This window comes from Pseudomonas rhizophila (assembly GCF_003033885.1).
In the GTDB taxonomy this organism is placed as follows: Bacteria; Pseudomonadota; Gammaproteobacteria; order Pseudomonadales; family Pseudomonadaceae; genus Aquipseudomonas; species Aquipseudomonas rhizophila.
This window is the reverse complement of record NZ_CP024081.1, coordinates 2,724,138-2,741,145: the sequence shown is the minus strand read 5'-3', so window position 1 is coordinate 2,741,145 and position 17,008 is coordinate 2,724,138. Positions and strand designations below refer to the sequence as shown.

Below are 17,008 nucleotides of genomic sequence, written 5' to 3'. Positions count from 1 at the left end.
ATAATTTCCTTAGACCGGCATCTGCATGATGTCTTGGTAGGCTTGAACCAGCTTGTTACGAACCTGGGTCAACGCCTGAAACGAGACACTGGCTTTCTGCGAAGAGATCATCACGTCCGTCAGATCGACGCCACTTTTGCCAATCTCGAAAGCACTGGCCAACTGACTCGATGCCTGCTGGGTATCGTTCACTTTATTGACGGCCTGACCGAGCATGTCGGAAAAACTGCTGGCGCCCACTTCCGGGACCGCGACCGACTTAGGCTGTGCCATGGCGTCCATTTGCATGGCCCGCATGTCCAGCATCAACCGATTAAATTCAATACCTTGGCTCATGGTCTACTCTCTCTGGCGGCCCGCATTTTTTTGACACTTACTCAGCGGGTACACAGGTATTAGCAACAAGGGTGCCAGCTCCGTGACCGTAAAAAACAAATGCATGTGGGAGCGGGCTTGCTCGCGAAGGCGGTGGTTCAGTCAATGCAACGGCGACTGGTAAATCGCTTTCGCGAGCAAGCCCGCTCCCACAAGGGATATTCGGTGCACATCACTCAACTGGCGAACAGGTAGGCCTCGACGTCCATGCCGGCGTCACGCATTTGCGCCAGCTTGTAGCGCAGGGTGCGCGGGCTGATCCCCAAGCGCTCGGCCGCTTCCTTGCGACGCCCGCGCTCGGCGCGCAGGGTGTCGATGATCATCTGGAATTCGCGACGACGCAGGTCGTCTCCCAAAGCACCGGCCGATTCGCCCTCCACTTCCGCCGGAGGGGCGAACGCCGGGACCGCTGACACGGCCGGCAATGGCGCGCAGGCCACCGGACCGCTCAGGCAAAAATCTTCCGGCTGGATCAGACCGCCCTGCTGCAGAATCAATGCCCGCTGAATCGCGTTATCCAGCTCCCGTACGTTGCCAGGCCAAGGGTAGGCGATCAGAAACGCCTGGGCCTCGGGGGACAGCCTGGCTGCCGCATGCTTCATTTTATTGACGTGTTTGGTCAGCAGACGCTCGGCCAGCGGCAGGATATCGGCGGTGCGCTCGCGCAACGGTCGCCAGGCCAGCGGAAATACTGATAGACGGTAGTAAAGGTCTTCGCGAAAACGCCCTGCCGCCACTTCGCCAGCCAGGTCGCGGTTGGTGGTCGCCACCACGCGGATATCCAGGCTGATAGGCTTGCGCGCACCCACCCGCTCCACTTCCCGCTCCTGCAACACGCGCAACAGCTTGGCTTGCAGGCCAAGGGGCATTTCGGAAATTTCATCGAGCAGAATGGTGCCACCGTCAGCCTGCTCGAACTTGCCGGCCTGGGCCGAGATGGCGCCAGTAAACGAGCCCTTCTCGTGACCGAACAGCGTCGCCTCCAACATATTGTCGGGAATCGCCGCACAGTTAATGGCAATGAACGGTTCGCTGGCACGCCGGGATTGCTGGTGAATGTAGCGCGCCAGCACCTCCTTGCCGGTGCCGGATTCGCCGGAAATCAAAACAGTGGAGTCGCTGCGAGCCACCCGCGCGGCCAACGCCAGCAACTGCGCACTGGCCGGTTCGATCGCGACCGGGCCTTCACCCTCGACGGCAGGGCTGCCCAAGGCATGGCGGGCCACCAGGTCCAACAGCGCCTTGGGCTCGAACGGCTTGACCAGATAATCCGCAGCCCCCTGGCGCATGGCATCCACGGCACGCTCGACGGCACCGTGGGCAGTCATCAGCAGGACCGGCAATTGAGGTTGGCGGGCGCGCAACAAACCAAGCAGCTGGTGCCCATCCATGCCCGGCATGTTGACGTCACTGACCACCAGGCCGAAGGTCTCTTGAGCCACGGCCAGCAAAGCATCTTCCGCCGAACCGACGGCGGTGTAATCGTGCCCGGCCAGCACCAGGGTATCGGCCAGCGCCTCACGCAGGGCCCGGTCATCCTCAACCAGTAACACCTTGATCGCCATGACCTTCACTCCACTCCCGGCGTACTGGAAAACAATGGCAAAAGCACCAGTGCACAGGTGCCACGCCCCAGACGCGAGCGCAGTTGCAATTCTCCCTGATGGGCACGCGCCACTGCCTTGACTACGGTCAGGCCCAAGCCCGTGCCTGTGGTCTTGGTGGTAAAAAAGGGTTCGCCCAAACGCGCCAGCACCGCTGGCTCGATGCCGCTACCACTGTCACTGACACACAAGCGCAAGGTGTTGCCCCGTGTGAACAAGTGCACTTTGAGCCGGACGTCGCCGCCGCTGGCCTGGACCGCGTTTTCGATCAGGTTCAACACTGCGCCCACCAGGGTGTCGCGATTACACAACACCTCGCCATCATGGCTGTCGCATTGCCAGCGAATTGGCAGGTCCTGCACGTGAGTCAATGCGGCGGCTTGCAAGGATTGCAGCAAGACCTTGGGGGTGACGCGATCGGTCAATGGCAACTCGCCACGAGCGAACACCAGCATGTCGCGCACCTGATGCTCCAGCTCGTGCAGCCGCTCTTTCAGGCGTCCGGCGAAGCGTTGCTGGGTTTCCACCGGCAGTTGCTGCTCGGTCAGATGACTGGCGTACAGCAAAGCGGCCGACAGCGGCGTACGAATCTGATGAGCCAGCGAGGCCACCATCCGCCCCAGGGAAGACAGGCGTTCGTGGCGGGCCAGTTGATCTTGCAGGTGACGGGTTTCGGTCAGGTCATTGAGCAACACGAGCTGCCCGGGCTCGGCGTCCAGCGAACGAGTGGAGATGGACAGGCGCCGACCGTCCTTGAGCGACACTTCATGGCCGTCGTCTTCACGCGGGGCGAAGCAGCGGGCGATGACGTGCCGCCACAACTCGCCCTCCAATGGCAGGCCAAGCAGCTCGCAGGCCGCCGGATTGGCTTCGCGCACGCGCCCATGGGCATCGATGACGATAACGCCACCGGGCAACAGGTCGAGGAGATTTTGCAGCCGATTAGCCAGCCGTTCCTTTTCCGCCAGCTCCTGCATGCGCTGGGCACTGACCACTGCCAGCTCGCCCTTGAGCTCAGTGACGCGAGCTTCGAGCAGGCTGTAGGAATCGGTCAACCGGCTGGACATCTGGTCGAACAGCGAAAAGGCCTGCTCAAGTCCAACCCGGCTTGCCTGCTCGGCGGACGGCATGATCCCCGGCTCGGGGACAGGTGAGATCTGGGCGGCTTGGGTCATCGTGCTCTCTCGCTTGGCTGACCGTCAGTTAAACGGAACGTTGCGAGGGATGTAGCAATACCCGTGCCGAAAAAAAACCGCCTGAAAAATCAGGCGGTTGGAAAACAGGCGTCAATCATCCGCCTGTTCATCTCCTTCGCGACGGCTCATGCCGTACTTGCGCATCTTCTCCACCAGGGTGGTACGACGGATGCGCAGGCGTTCGGCGGCGCGGGCCACGATACCGTTGGCATCGTCCAGGGCCTGCTGGATAAGGCCTTGTTCCAGGCCTCCCAGATAATCCTTGAGGTCAAGGCCTTCTGGTGGCAGCAAGGCATTGGCGGTGAAGTCGGGCGTATGGCCGTTGATCGCCACGCGCTCTTCCAGATCGCTGCGCAGGCTATCGACCATTTGCTCGTCTTCATCGTCGACATAACGGAATTTCTTCGGCAACTCGACCACGCCGATCACACCGTAGGGATGCATGATCGCCATGCGCTCGACCAGATTGGCCAGCTCACGGACGTTACCCGGCCAACCGTGGCGGCACAGGGACATGATTGCCGCCGAGTTGAAACGGATCGAGCCGCGCTTCTCGTGCTCCATGCGCGAAATCAGTTCGTTCATCAGCAGCGGGATGTCTTCGACCCGCTCACGCAGCGGTGCCATTTCAATCGGGAAAACATTGAGGCGGTAATAGAGGTCTTCGCGGAAACTGCCCACCTCGATCATGCTCTCGAGGTTCTTGTGGGTCGCGGCGATGATTCGTACATCGACGCTCTGGGTCTTGTTGCTGCCCACGCGCTCGAAGGTGCGTTCCTGCAAGACTCGCAGCAACTTGACCTGCATCGGCAACGGCATATCACCGATTTCATCGAGAAACAGCGTGCCGCCGTTGGCCAGCTCGAACCGCCCGGCCCGGCTGGTGATGGCGCCGGTGAAGGCGCCCTTCTCGTGTCCGAACAGTTCGCTCTCGAGCAACTCGGCCGGGATCGCACCGCAGTTGACCGGCACGAACGGCGCTTCGCGACGCTTGGAATGGTAGTGCAGGTTACGCGCAACCACTTCCTTGCCGGTGCCCGACTCACCCAGGATCAACACGCTGGCGTCGGTATCGGCGACCTGCTGCATCATCTGGCGCACATGCTGGATCGCCCGACTGGTGCCAACAAGACTACGGAAAAGGTTGGGCTCGCGATGCCGGCCGCGCTCGCGCGCCTGGTCGTACATCTCGCGATAAACCTGGGCGCGGTGCAGCGAATCGAGCAACTTGCTGTAGCTGGGAGGCATTTCCAAGGTGGAAAGTACCCGGCGGCGCTGGTCCTCAGGCAAGTCAACGGAAGAATTTTCGCCCATTAACAAAACCGGAAGGAACTCATCCCAGGTTGAGAGTGTCTTTAGCAAGCCCAAAAGCGTTGCGGGTGCATTTACGGTTCCGATCAGAACGCAAATGACCTCACGACTGGACGACAAAGAGCCGACGGCCTGCTGCCAGTCATGGCTTCCGCAGGGTAAATTTTCTTCACCAAGAAAATTTAGGATCACCGCCAAATCGCGGCGGCGGACGCTATCGTCATCGATCAGGAGAATTTTGGTTTCACGCCACATGCAATAGCAACTTCCCTAGTCAACTCAATGCCCGGAATTTGGGGGCAAGCTAGACGCTTGCAGACTTGTCATGCCTGTAGACGCCTGAAATCTGTAAACAGCCACTAGTTAAGTCAAAAAACCGTGCACAGTCAAATTTATGGCGCACTTTGTTCGGATTAACTGAGCGTTAACCGAACAGATGGTAAACCTTTGCCGCGTTCTGCGCTTGATGGATCTGCGACATCTCGTCGACAATCGCCTGACGCTCGCCAGTGGCCGCCTCCAGCAGCTGCCGATAGACCCCCAGCAACTCCTCAAGATTGCTCCGCAACGCCGCCTCGTCTACCTCAGGCTCGCTCAGAACGTCTTCCATGCAGGAACGGCAAGCCAGGTCCAATTGACCGATTGCCTCCCAGTTGCGCTCGGCCAGGGCACCGACCAGGGCATCACGGGTTTGTTCGATTCGCTGCAAGACAAGACTCATGAGCGTGCTCCTTAGAATTGCGGACCCGGTACGGCGATGGCATCCCAACCTTCCTTGACCGTGCTCAGCAGATCGGCGACTTCGTCGAGGATCTTCGGATCAGTCTTGGCGTTGGCTTCGGCAAGGCGCTTCATCATGTAGGTATAGAGGCTATCCAGCTCGGTGACCGACGCGGCCTGGTTTTCCAGGTCCAGGCCTTCACGCAAACCGCCAATGATGCCGATGGCCTTACTGATCAGTACGCCTTTATTGGCGATATCCTTGCGCTCCATCGCACCCTTGGCCTGGGCAATGCGGTCCAGCCCGCCCTCCATCAGCATCTGCACCAGACGATGGGGACTTGCTTCGGAGGTTTGCGCCTGGGCGCCAATCTTCTGGTATTGGCGAAGGGCTAACATCGGATTCATGTTCTACCTCATCAAAAAAAAACTTCGGTTCGTATAAACAGCGTATCGACGCCGCGTCAAAAAACTTTAGATCGAAAAAGCCGAAAGCCCGGAGCGTCCTGAGACGCTACCGGGCTTTTGTGTATCGACCAGAATCAGCTGTTTTTCTGCTGTGCCGTCATGGCTTCGAACATCGAGGTGATGTTACTGGCAGTGGCTTTCAGCCTGCCCACCAGGGTATCCATGTCGTTGTACTTTTTGGTCAGCACCGCGGTGAGGGTCTCGATTCGGCGATCAAGGGCCAACTGATCTTCGCTCAGTTTCGCCTTGAGAACTTCCAGGTTCTTGGATCGAGCCGTCAGGATGTTATCCACGGTCTTCCCGTTGGAGTCCTTCTTACTGGTCTCCGTGTAGGGATTGAGTGCATTCTGCATGCGCTCGATCAGGCCATTCTCCCCAGTGAACAGGGTCTGGATTTCCCCACCCAATTGCTTTTCGTTCACAGCGGTTGCGAACTTTGTACTGTCAAAATCCAGGGCACCAGTCGTCTGATTGGTGGTAATTCCCAGCTGCGACAACACGGTCAGCTTATCGCCAGCACCGGTTTCGGACAAAGGCGCGCGAATAGCCGCCAAAAGCGAACGAGGCAATGAGTCGCCGGTCAATGCTGCCGGAACCGAGTTACCTTCGGCATCTGTCGATGGCTTGGTCAGGGAAGTCACGGCCTTCGCGATCGCGTTATAAGCATCGACAAATTTCTGGATCGAAGCTTTCAGACCGTCGGTATTGGCAGCAACGGTGACGGTCGTCGGGCCGGTATCGGCAACGACTAACGTCATACTCAAGCCTGAGACCACGTTATCCAACTTGTTGGTCGGACTGGTCATCGCCAGGCCGTCGACGCTGAACTCGGCATCCTGTGCGAACACCAGAGAACCTGAAGAAGTCGCGGTGGGGGGGGTAGCCATCGCTACAGAGCCGTCAGCCGCAAGACTGGCAACACCGCTGAGGGAAATATCGTTACCCGCACCAGTTTTAGTCGAGCCCACCACAAGACGTGAACCAAAACTGTCGGTCACGATGTTGGCGGTCAGACCGCTGGAGGAGTATTTGCTGTTGATAGCGTCCCGAACCGACTGCAGCGTCGAATCAGCAGGGATATCAAGGGTGTAATCCGTACCGCCCTGGCTGATGGTCAGCGTACCGGTCTCCACCGCACTGGAAGCGCCACCGGCGAAAGCAGCCGTGGCAACTTTTGAGGAGGTTGCCAGCTGAGTGACTTTGACCGAGTAGATACCACTTACCGCCGAATTCCCGGCTGTCACCGTCAGCGCACTGGTATTGGCCGAAGTAGCGGAAACACCGGTGAATTGAGGCGTGGTGGTGCTGCCCAGGCTTTCAAGCGCGGACTGGAAGGTAGCCAACAGTGACTTCAGGGTGCCGATCCCCGAAATATTGGCGGTATTGGTCTTGGTGGCACGGTCAATCTGACCTTGCTTGGCTGCTTTGTCAGAATCCACCAATGCCTTGACGATAGCACCGGTATCAAGGCCAGAGCCTAAACCCAAGCCAGGTAGAATTGGACTTGCCATGTGGGACTCCCTTCAGTGTGCCGCCGGTCTTTTGACCTTTAAAACGTCAAAAGAACCAAACAACAAAATTCGTGCCAGCTATCAGGCTTGTGCGCTGAACAACAGGCTGCTTGCATCATTCAAACTGTTCGCCAGTTTGAGCACTTCTTCGTTAGGGATCTGGCGAATCACTTCACCGGAACCACTGGCAATCACTTTGACGACCACTTTGCCTGAAGGCTCATCGATTGAGAACTCCAGGTTGCGCTTGACCGACTGAACAAAGGTTTCGATCTCCTGAACCGCTCTCTTCAGCTTTTCCTGCTCGGCCTCAGCGTCTTTTGGCTCATCCTTGACCGGTACCACGGTGGCAGCATCGGCTCGAGGCTTCTCCACTGGCTTGTCGGCAAATGTCGTCGCCGGCTTCGCAGCTGGATAAGACAAGTTCAGCTTCACGCTCATATCCATGTCCATCACCTCTTGAACGGAAAAAGCGAGAGAGTACGCAAGCGCACTCCCCCGCTAAAACTCATCCGACTATTACTGAAGCAGCTTCAGTACAGCGGATGGCAGTTGGTTGGCCTGGGCCAGAACCGAAGTGGAAGCCTGTTGCAGAGTCTGCTGCTTGGTCAGCTGGGCAGTTTCAGCAGCGAAGTCGGTGTCTTGTACACGACCCAGTGCAGCGGCGGCGTTTTCGTTGACGTTCTGCAGGTTGGAGATGGTGCTGGTCAGACGGTTTTGTGCAGCACCGAGGTCAGCACGGCTGGAGTTGATGGTTGCCAGAGCAGCGTCGATTGCATCGATTGCAGCAGCGGTGCTGGCTTCGGCCGTGGCGCTGTCGTTACCGGTAATGGCGATGGCAGCAGAGTCAACGCTCAAGGTTGCAGCGTCGAAGCCGCTATCCAGGGTCAGAGTGATCTGGTTGGTAGCACCAGTGTTGGAGCCGACCTGGAAAGTCATGGTGCCAGCGGAACCGTCGATCAGGTTCTTGCCGTTCAGGTTGGTCGACTCGGCGATACGGGTCAGTTCGTCCGACATCTGAGCAAATTCTTTGTTCAGAGCGTCACGGTCAGCAGTACCGTTGGAGTCGTTTCGAGCCTGGACAGCCAGTTCACGCATACGCTGCAGGATGTTGGTGGATTCCTGCAGAGCGCCTTCAGCGGTCTGAGCGATGGAGATACCGTCGTTGGCGTTTTTGATCGCAACAGTCTGACCGCGGATTTGCGAAGTCATACGGGTAGCGATCTGCAGGCCGGCGGCGTCATCTTTGGCGCTGTTGATTTTCAGGCCGGAAGACAGACGGGTCATCGAAGTGGAGAGAGCATCGGAAGCCCGGTTCAGGTTCTTCTGAACGTTCAACGATGTGACGTTGGTGTTTACTGTTAAAGCCATGACGAATTCCTCGTTGGTTGGGTACTGCGGCTTCCGGCCCTGGCAACCGCCGGGTGTGGCCTAGAGAACCTTCGTAATAGTTATCGTCGTAATCGGAACTTGCTTTAGCTGTTTTTTCAAATAATTTGCCATCAGGGTGCCACCCCTCGTAAATCAAGGACTTGGCAGCGCTTAGAAGGTAAAAAAATGACGTCAGGGAATTGCCGGAGCCGCTATTCGTCCAGACAGCGGTCCTAGCGGAGGGGAAAAAGACTTAAACCGCCTGACCAGCGGTCAATAGCTCAACCAACTCGAACTCCAGATAATCCGCCAGCGAAAGCCAGTTCTGAGCCTGCTGATCGTTGAACATCAAGCCAAGCAAACCGCCCCACGCTGACTGGACATCGCCAGGCATAAGCGCGACAAAAGGCTGGGCCGCCTCGACCACTGCAACCATCGCCAGTCCCGCCTCGACATCGCGGCCAAGACGAAACAGCCGAGCACACCCGCGCGCGTCTTCGATGACCACCTCAAGGCCGCTCATCGCACAAACTCCGGATGAAAAGCAGTGCCCACGATCATCGCTCCGTCTCGACTGCTGTTATAGAAGCGCACCTGAGGGTGCCCGGCGACAAATCGCTCCAGCTCACACAAATAGCTACGGAAGTTGAGCTGAGTCTTGACCCGCTGGCCATGGCCATCAAGCACCCAGTGCCTGGATGCGTCCAACTGTGGCCCCAGGTCGCCGTCGCCCCAACCCGCATGGGTCTTGTCATGGGGAAAAGCGAAATCGGCTCCGAACAAAGTGACCTGCTCTGCGCCCATCCTGACGGCCAGGTCCACGGCCGGATGAATCACGCTGCCACCTACGTACAACTCGCCCCGAGGCAGTTGCTGGCGCATTTGATGATAGACAGGGCTGGCGGAATAACCGGCATAACGGCGGCCCTGCCAGGCTTCAATCACCGATGGGTCCGCCATTGGCAGGTAAACCAGTGCAATGGCACCGGTGTCTTCGGGCGGAAGGTGGCGCGCCGAAATGCGTTGATCAATGCTGACCACGATATCCGGTCGGATGCCCTGGATGATCAAGGGCCGATAGGCCGTATCGACACAGATCAATAGCGGCCGCTCGGCTTGGCTATTCAAGCCGCGCAACCGCTCGAAGTGCTGTTCGAGACTTGGCCCGGTGGCGATGACAAAAACTTCGCGTCCATTGAGGGTGCCAAACAGCTCGGCGACATCGCGATCCCTTTGCACGAGACCGAAGGTGGATTGCAGACGCTCGATGATCTCCGGAGCCCGTGGGTCGAATTCCCGGTTGTTGAAGGCCAGATGCGTTTCACTGATCAGCCGGTCGCGTATCTTCGCGTTGAAATCGTCGGCCAGCACCAGTTCGGCGGGCAGGGCGAAAAACGGCAACTGGAGTTCCGCCAGATCGCCGGCGTAAAGCATTTCGACACGCGGGTCAGCAAGCCATGACGACTGGTCCAGCAACTGCAACACAAGGGCGAACACTGAGCCATTGAGGATATGCACGTACAGATGTTCAACCTCTGCCTGCTCCAGCAGCCGGTTTTGCAGATCCCCCAGCCCGGTGCCATAGACATGCACCGCAGTGGCGTCTGGCGGCAGGCTGCCGGCTTGCAGGTCGGCTTCGGCGAGACGGTCATGCCGGCTGGTCAGCTGGATGCCGTTGATGCTAAGGGTCGAACCCAGGCCCTCCACCAGATCGGCCTGCAACTCACCGGCATTCTCCAGCAGCAGCCGCTGGGCCACGGCCGGCCAACGTTGCTCGATCACCTGGAAATTGCGCTCAAAGAACTCGCTCATGGCGTCTCGCTTTTCCATCAGGCAAAAAAATAGCGTTCAAGGTTACACCTTGGACGCTATTTTTTGTGCTCGGGCTTTAACGGCTCAAGGACGATAAATGATCGCCGAGCCCCAGGACAGGCCCACGCCAAAACCACTTAACGCCACGCGTTTCCAGTCGGAATCGAGCACGTGCTTTTCCAGCAGCAATGGAATGCTCGACGACACGGTGTTCCCGGTCTCGACCATATCCTTGATGAACTTCTCCGGCTCGCCTTCGAAACGCCGCGCCACCGCATCGACAATCGCCGCACTGCCCTGGTGAATGCAGAACGCATCGATGTCGCTGGCCTGCAGATCGGACTCGGCGAGCAACTCATGCAAATGAGCCGGAACCTTGATCAAGGCGAAATTGAACACTTGGCGACCGTTCATGAAGAACACCCCGTCGCTGACCTTCAGGTGCGGCGCACCGGAACCGTCGGTGCCGAACTTGGCCTTGCCCAGGTGCCACGGTGCATCCTCGCCCATCCAGGTAGCGGTGGCGGCGTCTCCAAACAACATCGTGGTGTTGCGATCTTCCGGATCAACGATTTTCGAATACGGGTCCGCCGTTATCAGCAGGCCATTCTTCAGGCCGGCGGCTTCCATGAAGCCCTTGATGGCGTAGATGCCATAGACATAACCCGAGCAGCCCAGGGAGATATCAAACGCTGCGACAGTGGTCGGCAAACCCAGCTTGTCCTGAACGATGGCCGCCGTGTGAGGCAAGCCTTCTTCGTCGCCGTTCTGGGTAACGACGATCAGTACATCGACAGATTCACGTTTCAGGCCGGGATTGTTGGCAAACAGCGCATTGGCCGCTTCTACACACAGGTCCGAGGTTTCCTGCCCGTCATCCTTGCGCGGCAAGAAGGCGGAACCGATCTTGCCTAGGATGAACTCTTCATCCTTGTCGAACTTCGCACCTTGTGCGTAATTATCCACGCCGGCTACAGGAACGTAGCTCGCAATGCCTTTTATGCCAATCATTACGGCTTCCCAATTAAAAACAGCCCAATACCACCGCTCGCAAGGATTCGAGGGGCGCCGACAAACGGGAAGTGTAAAGGGCTATCACTGGGCCTGATAAGGGCCAGGCGCCATCTTCCCGGTCAATACAATACAGTGAAGATGCGCGTTATGACTCACAGGTCACGCGATTTTACTGATTAGCTCGATCACAAAGCTATTCAACCAGTGCCCAACCCAGGGGAGTACCCCGCGCGATCGCCTGGCGAGCGCGCCGGCCCATCACGGCGTCCACATGTTTGGGAGCCAGTCCCAGGCCCGGGCGGATGGCCCGCAGGTTCTGCGGTGTAAACGCCTCACCAGGGTTCATGTCTTGCGTCACGTACAGCGACCGGCGATAGACCAGCGACTTGCGCTCAGCCTCCGTCACGCCATAGTGCACCTGCCCAAGCGCCTGCCAGGCGCGCTCGGTTTCGATCACCAGCGCCGCGAGTTCCGCCGGTTCCAGCGAGAAACTGGCGTCCACTCCGCCAGCGGCGCGGTCAAGAGTGAAATGTTTTTCCACCACGGTCGCGCCCAACGCGACGGCGGCGACAGACACCCCGACGCCCATGGAATGGTCCGACAAGCCCACCTCACAACCGAACAATTCTCGCAAATGAGCAATGGTGCGCACGTTGCTGTTGGCCGGCGTGGCCGGATAGGTGCTGGTGCATTTGAGCAGCACCAGATCCTTGCAGCCGGCTTGGCGGGCGGCACGCACGGTTTCGTCGAGTTCTGCGATGCTGGCCATGCCGGTGGAAATGATCAACGGCTTGCCGGTGGCGGCGACCCGGCGGATCAGCGGCAGATCCGTGTTTTCGAAACTGGCGATCTTGTAGGCCGGCACGTCCAGACTCTCGAGGAAATCCACGGCTGTCTCGTCAAACGGCGTCGAGAACGCCAGCATGCCCAGCGCCTTGGCCCGGGCGAAAATTGGCGCATGCCATTCCCACGGTGTATGAGCCTTTTCGTACAAGTCATAAAGCGAGGTCCCGGCCCACAGGCTGTTGGGGTCCTTGATGAAGAACTCACCTTCGCTCAAATCCAGCGTCATGGTATCGGCGGTGTAGGTTTGAAGCTTCAAGGCGTGGGCACCGGCCCGGGCGGCGGCCTCGACGATCTGCAACGCCACCTCCAGGGACTGGTTATGGTTGCCGCTCATTTCGGCAATGATGAACGGTGGCACCTGCGCCCCGATGCTGCGGTGGCCGATCTTGAAACTATTCATGGGGGTGATCCTTCAATACACGCGTAAACACGCAGGTACTTTGAATAAAACCGGCCTGCCGAAACAGGTTCAGAGATGCTTGGTTAACGGGCAGTATTTGCGCGGTGAGAGTCCGCAGTTGAGGCCAATGGGCGCTGGCAAAGGCTTCGCCATGGGTCAGCAGCGCCTTGCCCCACCCCAGCCCCAGACGACTTTCGAACAGATAAATCGACACCAGCGCCTCGGCGCCTTGCAAGTCATAACGTAACGCGCCCACGGGCCCGTCCGTGGTTTCACCGATCAGCAACAGGCGCTGTGCGTTCACCAGACTTGCTTGCAGCCATTGACAATGACGGTCCCAGTCAATGATCGACGTATCCAGCGATACGCGGCGTACGGCCTCGGCGTTACGACCGTCATAAAGCAGCTGGGCATCAGCTTGCGTGGCCGGGCGAATCCGCAGCAAAGCACCGGCCAGCGTCGCTGCGACCCTTTTCGCGCCCAAGCCATCGACCAGTTGCCGTGAGCGCTGGGACAAGCTACAGCGCATGCCGTGATTGTCCGCAACGAACCCGATGGCCTGGCGCAACTGCTCGACGCTGACCGTCTCCCGAGGTCCGAGATAAACGTGTGCGCCGAGCGTCGCCATAACCTCGCCATTGGCCTGCTGATTGTTCGACACCGCAATGCAAATCGTAGGCAGGCCCATCGCGGCGCGTTCCCAACTGGTACCTCCACCGGCGCCGACGAACAGGTCCGCCTCGAACATGAGCTGATGAAAGTTGCGCACGAAACTGTGCAACCGCCAGCGCGGCCGAGTCGCCACTATCGCCTGCATCTGAGCCCAGGCCGGGTTGTCGGCACCGGCGACAAAATCGACGTCAAGATCATCAAAATCCGCCAGCGCTTGCATGGCGTGATGGGTTTGCATCGCGGCATCAAACCCGCCGAAGTTAACCAGTACCCGTCTGACCTTGGGTTTTGGCTCAATCGCCCGACCACAAAACTCATCACGCAACAACGCGTACCGCGGCCCGAGCAGTGTCTGGCAGTGCTCGGGTAATAGCCCTGCGTACGCGGCCCGGGTGCCGGACAGGTTCTGATTGAGCAGTAGATCGACGCTATAGGTACGTGTTGCCAGGTCGTCCAGGGCCATGATCCGGGGCGTAAAGCGCCGTGCGGCGGTTTGCCAATGATGGTCCAGGCCATAATGGTCGACGATGATCCAGTCGAAACGCTGCTGAGCGCGCAAGGCCTGTTCCAACGCAGTGATATCCGCCTGCCAGGGCAGCAACGACTCGATCGCCTGCAGCGGGTCCTCGCCGGGATAAAGATCCGGCAAGGCAAATGTTTCGAAGCCCTCGGTTTCTAGTGCCTGTAATCGATGCCCTGACAGCGAGCGACAGGCAAACGCGACGTGCGCTCCCTGCCCACGCAACACGCGAGCCAGCGTCAGACAGCGAGCAATGTGCCCGCTGCCAATGGTTGGCGAGGCGTCCGCGCGAATCAGCACCCTCATTGCAGTTCCCCGCCTGCTTTCAAGGCGGCGTAGAGGTATTCGGCCCGCTTCCAGTCTTCAGGGGTATCGATGTCCTGCACCAGATGGCGGGGCAGAATCACCGGCAGGCTGTTGGGGGAAAACAGCACGTCCCCCCGCAACCAGGCCTCCCGACGCCCCCAATAAAACTGGCCGGCATCCTGGAAAGCTTCCGGCAGGTCCTGAGAGCGAGTGTCGCGAAACTGCGGATAAAGCGGGGTCAGCGCGCCCTGCTCATCCAGGGTCAAGGCCCGTTGGACGGGAAAACCAAAACCGGTCACTGAAAACGCGAACGACTTGTCAGGGTGCTCGCGCAACAACTCAAATCCCTCACACAGGAACCGCGCCTGCAACAGCGGCGCAGTGGCATAAATACAACAGGCGAAATCGAACGACCGCTCGCGCAACTCGCCCACCGCATGGGCAATCACCGCTGCCGTTCCGGTGAAATCATCAGCCAGCGCGGCCGGACGCATGAACGGTACCCGCGCGCCATGAACCTGCGCCAGCTCGGCGATTTCTTCGTCATCGGTGCTGACAATCACCTCAGCGAACAGCCCCGAGGCCAGAGCCGTGCGAATCGAGTGGACAATGATGGGTACGCCAGCGAACAGCTTCAGGTTTTTGCGTGCAATCCGCTTGCTGCCGCCCCGGGCGGGAATGATCGCGATGGCGTTCACCTCGTTACTCCTCAAGCAATCGGCGCAGCTGCTCGACCACATAGTCCTGCTGTTCATCACTGAGGGAAGGAAACATGGGCAAGCTGATGGCTTCGCTGTAATAACGTTCGGCCTGGGGAAAATCACCTGTGGCGAATCCCAGGTCACGGTAATACGGTTGCAAATGAACTGGAATGTAATGCAGGTTTACGCCAATCCCGGCCGCACGCAAGCCCTCGAATACCTGAAGGTGGCTCAGGGTGATGCCATCGAGTTGCAGGCGCACCACATACAAATGCCAGGCCGACTCCGCCTCGGGCTGTAAGCCGGGCAAGGTCAATGGCAAACCGCCCAGCAAACGATGGTATCGCGCTGCCAGCTCACGGCGCCGTGCGATGAACCCGTCCAGCTTGTTCAACTGCGAGAGTCCCAGCGCGGCCTGCAGATCTGTCATGCGGTAATTGAAACCCAACTCGACTTGCTGGTAATACCACGGTCCATGGCTGGGCTCGGTCATTTGGCCGACCTCGCGGGTCATTCCATGGCTGCGCAGGCGTTGCAGGCGCTGTGCCAGGTCCGGGCGATTGGTCAGGACCATGCCGCCTTCGGCGCTGGTGATGATTTTCACCGGGTGGAAACTGAACACCGTCATGTCCGCGAATTCACCACAGCCCACCGGCCGGCCCGCATAAGACGCCCCCACTGCATGGGAAGCATCCTCGATCACTGTGAAGCCGTATCGCTCCGATAGCTGGCCGATTCTACGCATGTCACAGCTTTGCCCCGAGAACGCCACCGCCACCAACACCTTGGGCAGCGTTCCATCGCGCTCGGCCTCTTCAAGCTTTGTGGTAAGGGCATCGGCATCGAGATTCCAGGTCAGCAGATCGATATCGACAAAATCGACCTGCGCACCGCAATAACGCCCGCAGTTGGCCGAGGCCAAGAACGTATTGGGGGTGGTCCATAAACAATCACCTGGCCCCAGCCCCGCCGCCACGCAGGCAATGTGCAGCGCGGCGGTCGCATTGCACACCGCAACGGCGTGATCGGCCTGGCAACGAAGGGCCATGGCCTGTTCGAAACGCTCAAGCGCCGGCCCCTGGGTCAGCCAATCGGAGCGCAATACCGCGACCACCGCATCGATGTCAGCTTGATCGAGGCTTTGCCGCCCGTAGGGAATCATGTCGGCAACCGGGCATGAAGGTCGGCAATCTGATCAACCGACAAAAAGTGCGGATTGGTGTCGGAGCGATATTCGAAGTCCTCCGCCACAGGCTTGCCGCACTCCCCCAAATTGTCCAGCGCGAAATCCACATCCACGCTGGTGAAGCGAATCGACGGCTGGATGGTGTAGTGATCGGCAAACTCGATGGTCATGCGCGCGTCATCGAGCGGCACCATGAGCTCATGGAGTTTTTCGCCAGGACGAATTCCAACGTTCTTGTGAGGCAAATGCCCAGCCATGCCCGACGCCAGATCGACGATACGAATCGACGGAATCTTTGGCACGAATACTTCACCGCCGTGCATGCGGGCAAAGCTGTCGAGCACAAACTGCACGCCGTGGTCGAGGGTGATCCAGAAGCGGGTCATGCGTTCATCGGTGATCGGCAGCTCCGTCGCACCCTCTGCGATCAACTTGCTGAAGAACGGCACCACCGAGCCTCGCGAACCGGCGACATTGCCATAGCGCACCACGGCAAACCGGGTCTGCTGTTCACCCGCGATATTGTTGGCCGCCACGAACAGTTTGTCCGACAGCAACTTGGTCGCGCCGTACAGGTTGATTGGACTGGCCGCTTTGTCGGTGGACAGCGCAACGACTTTTTTCACACCGTTATCGATGGCCGCCGCAATGATGTTCTCGGCGCCATTGACGTTGGTGCGAATGCATTCGGTGGGATTGTATTCCGCCGCCGGCACCTGTTTGAGGGCGGCCGCGTGCACCACGTAGTCAATCCCACGCATAGCCTGGCGCAAACGGTCGGCGTCACGCACGTCCCCCAGGAAATAACGCATGCACGGGGCATTGAAGGTTTGTTGCATCTCGTACTGCTTGAGTTCGTCACGAGAAAACACCACCACCCGCTTGGGCTGGTACTGCTCCAGCAACCGGCGGATGAAATTGCGCCCGAACGAACCGGTGCCGCCTGAGATGAAAATCGATTTGCCGTTGAACATACCTGATTCCTTTTGCCTGGC

Annotated in this window: 17 protein-coding genes; all 17 read right to left on the bottom strand. The window is 58.9% G+C overall.

The features are described from left to right. Positions 1 to 9: 9 nt before the first annotated feature. The 17 genes from fliE to pseB all read right to left on the bottom strand — a co-directional run bounded on the left by fliE (position 10) and on the right by pseB (position 16,987). Positions 10 to 336, bottom strand: a complete 327-nt coding sequence (gene fliE / locus CRX69_RS12905) for a flagellar hook-basal body complex protein FliE (protein WP_047226246.1) — start codon at positions 334 to 336, stop codon at positions 10 to 12. Between the two features lie 215 nt (positions 337 to 551). Next, positions 552 to 1,940 (bottom strand): sigma-54-dependent transcriptional regulator, encoded by a 1,389-nt coding sequence (locus CRX69_RS12900; RefSeq protein ID WP_047226245.1) that lies wholly within the window; start codon positions 1,938 to 1,940, stop codon positions 552 to 554. 5 nt (positions 1,941 to 1,945) lie between these two features. Continuing rightward, positions 1,946 to 3,154: a sensor histidine kinase gene (locus tag CRX69_RS12895; RefSeq protein WP_107322131.1), complete on the bottom strand. Its 1,209-nt coding sequence runs from the start codon at positions 3,152 to 3,154 to the stop codon at positions 1,946 to 1,948. A gap of 111 nt (positions 3,155 to 3,265) precedes the next feature. Next, on the bottom strand, positions 3,266 to 4,741 hold the full coding sequence (locus CRX69_RS12890; RefSeq protein WP_047226243.1) for a sigma-54 dependent transcriptional regulator: 1,476 nt from the start codon (positions 4,739 to 4,741) through the stop codon (positions 3,266 to 3,268). Between the two features lie 169 nt (positions 4,742 to 4,910). After that, the gene (gene fliT, locus CRX69_RS12885) at positions 4,911 to 5,207 is read right to left on the bottom strand and encodes a flagellar protein FliT (RefSeq protein WP_047226242.1); all 297 of its coding nucleotides are present in this window, start codon (positions 5,205 to 5,207) and stop codon (positions 4,911 to 4,913) included. A gap of 11 nt (positions 5,208 to 5,218) precedes the next feature. Continuing rightward, positions 5,219 to 5,614: a flagellar export chaperone FliS gene (fliS, locus tag CRX69_RS12880; RefSeq protein ID WP_107322130.1), complete on the bottom strand. Its 396-nt coding sequence runs from the start codon at positions 5,612 to 5,614 to the stop codon at positions 5,219 to 5,221. Between the two features lie 134 nt (positions 5,615 to 5,748). After that, complete coding sequence (fliD, locus tag CRX69_RS12875) at positions 5,749 to 7,185, bottom strand: flagellar filament capping protein FliD (RefSeq protein ID WP_107322129.1); 1,437 nt, start codon at positions 7,183 to 7,185, stop codon at positions 5,749 to 5,751. Positions 7,186 to 7,266: 81 nt separating this feature from the next. Then, entirely contained in the window at positions 7,267 to 7,632 is a 366-nt protein-coding gene (locus CRX69_RS12870; RefSeq protein WP_047226239.1) for a flagellar protein FlaG, read from the bottom strand. A 72-nt stretch (positions 7,633 to 7,704) separates the two neighbouring features. Beyond that, entirely contained in the window at positions 7,705 to 8,556 is an 852-nt protein-coding gene (locus CRX69_RS12865) for a flagellin domain-containing protein (protein WP_047226238.1), read from the bottom strand. Positions 8,557 to 8,809: 253 nt separating this feature from the next. Continuing rightward, positions 8,810 to 9,079, bottom strand: a complete 270-nt coding sequence (locus CRX69_RS12860; RefSeq protein ID WP_047226237.1) for a hypothetical protein — start codon at positions 9,077 to 9,079, stop codon at positions 8,810 to 8,812. Beyond that, complete coding sequence (locus tag CRX69_RS12855) at positions 9,076 to 10,368, bottom strand: motility associated factor glycosyltransferase family protein (protein ID WP_047226236.1); 1,293 nt, start codon at positions 10,366 to 10,368, stop codon at positions 9,076 to 9,078. Before CRX69_RS12855 ends, CRX69_RS12860 begins: the two co-directional genes overlap by 4 nt. An 84-nt stretch (positions 10,369 to 10,452) precedes the next feature. Continuing rightward, entirely contained in the window at positions 10,453 to 11,379 is a 927-nt protein-coding gene (locus CRX69_RS12850) for a ketoacyl-ACP synthase III (RefSeq protein ID WP_107322128.1), read from the bottom strand. A 196-nt stretch (positions 11,380 to 11,575) separates the two neighbouring features. Then, on the bottom strand, positions 11,576 to 12,628 hold the full coding sequence (pseI, locus tag CRX69_RS12845) for a pseudaminic acid synthase (protein ID WP_047226234.1): 1,053 nt from the start codon (positions 12,626 to 12,628) through the stop codon (positions 11,576 to 11,578). Further along, positions 12,621 to 14,126, bottom strand: coding sequence for a UDP-2,4-diacetamido-2,4,6-trideoxy-beta-L-altropyranose hydrolase (pseG, locus tag CRX69_RS12840; protein ID WP_107322127.1), 1,506 nt, complete (start codon positions 14,124 to 14,126; stop codon positions 12,621 to 12,623). Before pseG ends, pseI begins: the two co-directional genes overlap by 8 nt. Further along, positions 14,123 to 14,824 carry a pseudaminic acid cytidylyltransferase gene (gene pseF, locus CRX69_RS12835; protein ID WP_047226232.1) on the bottom strand — a complete coding sequence of 234 codons (702 nt, stop codon included), beginning with the start codon at positions 14,822 to 14,824 and terminating at the stop codon, positions 14,123 to 14,125. Before pseF ends, pseG begins: the two co-directional genes overlap by 4 nt. 4 nt (positions 14,825 to 14,828) lie before the next feature. Next, entirely contained in the window at positions 14,829 to 15,989 is a 1,161-nt protein-coding gene (gene pseC / locus CRX69_RS12830; protein ID WP_107322126.1) for a UDP-4-amino-4,6-dideoxy-N-acetyl-beta-L-altrosamine transaminase, read from the bottom strand. Next, on the bottom strand, positions 15,986 to 16,987 hold the full coding sequence (gene pseB, locus CRX69_RS12825; protein ID WP_107322125.1) for a UDP-N-acetylglucosamine 4,6-dehydratase (inverting): 1,002 nt from the start codon (positions 16,985 to 16,987) through the stop codon (positions 15,986 to 15,988). The genes pseC and pseB overlap by 4 nt, the downstream gene beginning before the upstream one ends. Positions 16,988 to 17,008: the final 21 nt, after the last annotated feature.

Excerpts from the sequence above, each read along its gene's own strand:
- fliE (WP_047226246.1), bottom strand. The coding sequence starts at position 336 with ATGAGCCAAGGTATTGAATTTAATCGGTTGATGCTGGACATGCGGGCC.
- CRX69_RS12900 (WP_047226245.1), bottom strand. The coding sequence starts at position 1,940 with ATGGCGATCAAGGTGTTACTGGTTGAGGATGACCGGGCCCTGCGTGAG.
- CRX69_RS12895 (WP_107322131.1), bottom strand. The coding sequence starts at position 3,154 with ATGACCCAAGCCGCCCAGATCTCACCTGTCCCCGAGCCGGGGATCATG.
- CRX69_RS12890 (WP_047226243.1), bottom strand. The coding sequence starts at position 4,741 with ATGTGGCGTGAAACCAAAATTCTCCTGATCGATGACGATAGCGTCCGC.
- fliT (WP_047226242.1), bottom strand. The coding sequence starts at position 5,207 with ATGAGTCTTGTCTTGCAGCGAATCGAACAAACCCGTGATGCCCTGGTC.
- fliS (WP_107322130.1), bottom strand. The coding sequence starts at position 5,614 with ATGAATCCGATGTTAGCCCTTCGCCAATACCAGAAGATTGGCGCCCAG.
- fliD (WP_107322129.1), bottom strand. The coding sequence starts at position 7,185 with ATGGCAAGTCCAATTCTACCTGGCTTGGGTTTAGGCTCTGGCCTTGAT.
- CRX69_RS12870 (WP_047226239.1), bottom strand. The coding sequence starts at position 7,632 with ATGGATATGAGCGTGAAGCTGAACTTGTCTTATCCAGCTGCGAAGCCG.
- CRX69_RS12865 (WP_047226238.1), bottom strand. The coding sequence starts at position 8,556 with ATGGCTTTAACAGTAAACACCAACGTCACATCGTTGAACGTTCAGAAG.
- CRX69_RS12860 (WP_047226237.1), bottom strand. The coding sequence starts at position 9,079 with ATGAGCGGCCTTGAGGTGGTCATCGAAGACGCGCGCGGGTGTGCTCGG.
- CRX69_RS12855 (WP_047226236.1), bottom strand. The coding sequence starts at position 10,368 with ATGAGCGAGTTCTTTGAGCGCAATTTCCAGGTGATCGAGCAACGTTGG.
- CRX69_RS12850 (WP_107322128.1), bottom strand. The coding sequence starts at position 11,379 with ATGATTGGCATAAAAGGCATTGCGAGCTACGTTCCTGTAGCCGGCGTG.
- pseI (WP_047226234.1), bottom strand. The coding sequence starts at position 12,628 with ATGAATAGTTTCAAGATCGGCCACCGCAGCATCGGGGCGCAGGTGCCA.
- pseG (WP_107322127.1), bottom strand. The coding sequence starts at position 14,126 with ATGAGGGTGCTGATTCGCGCGGACGCCTCGCCAACCATTGGCAGCGGG.
- pseC (WP_107322126.1), bottom strand. The coding sequence starts at position 15,989 with ATGATTCCCTACGGGCGGCAAAGCCTCGATCAAGCTGACATCGATGCG.
- pseB (WP_107322125.1), bottom strand. The coding sequence starts at position 16,987 with ATGTTCAACGGCAAATCGATTTTCATCTCAGGCGGCACCGGTTCGTTC.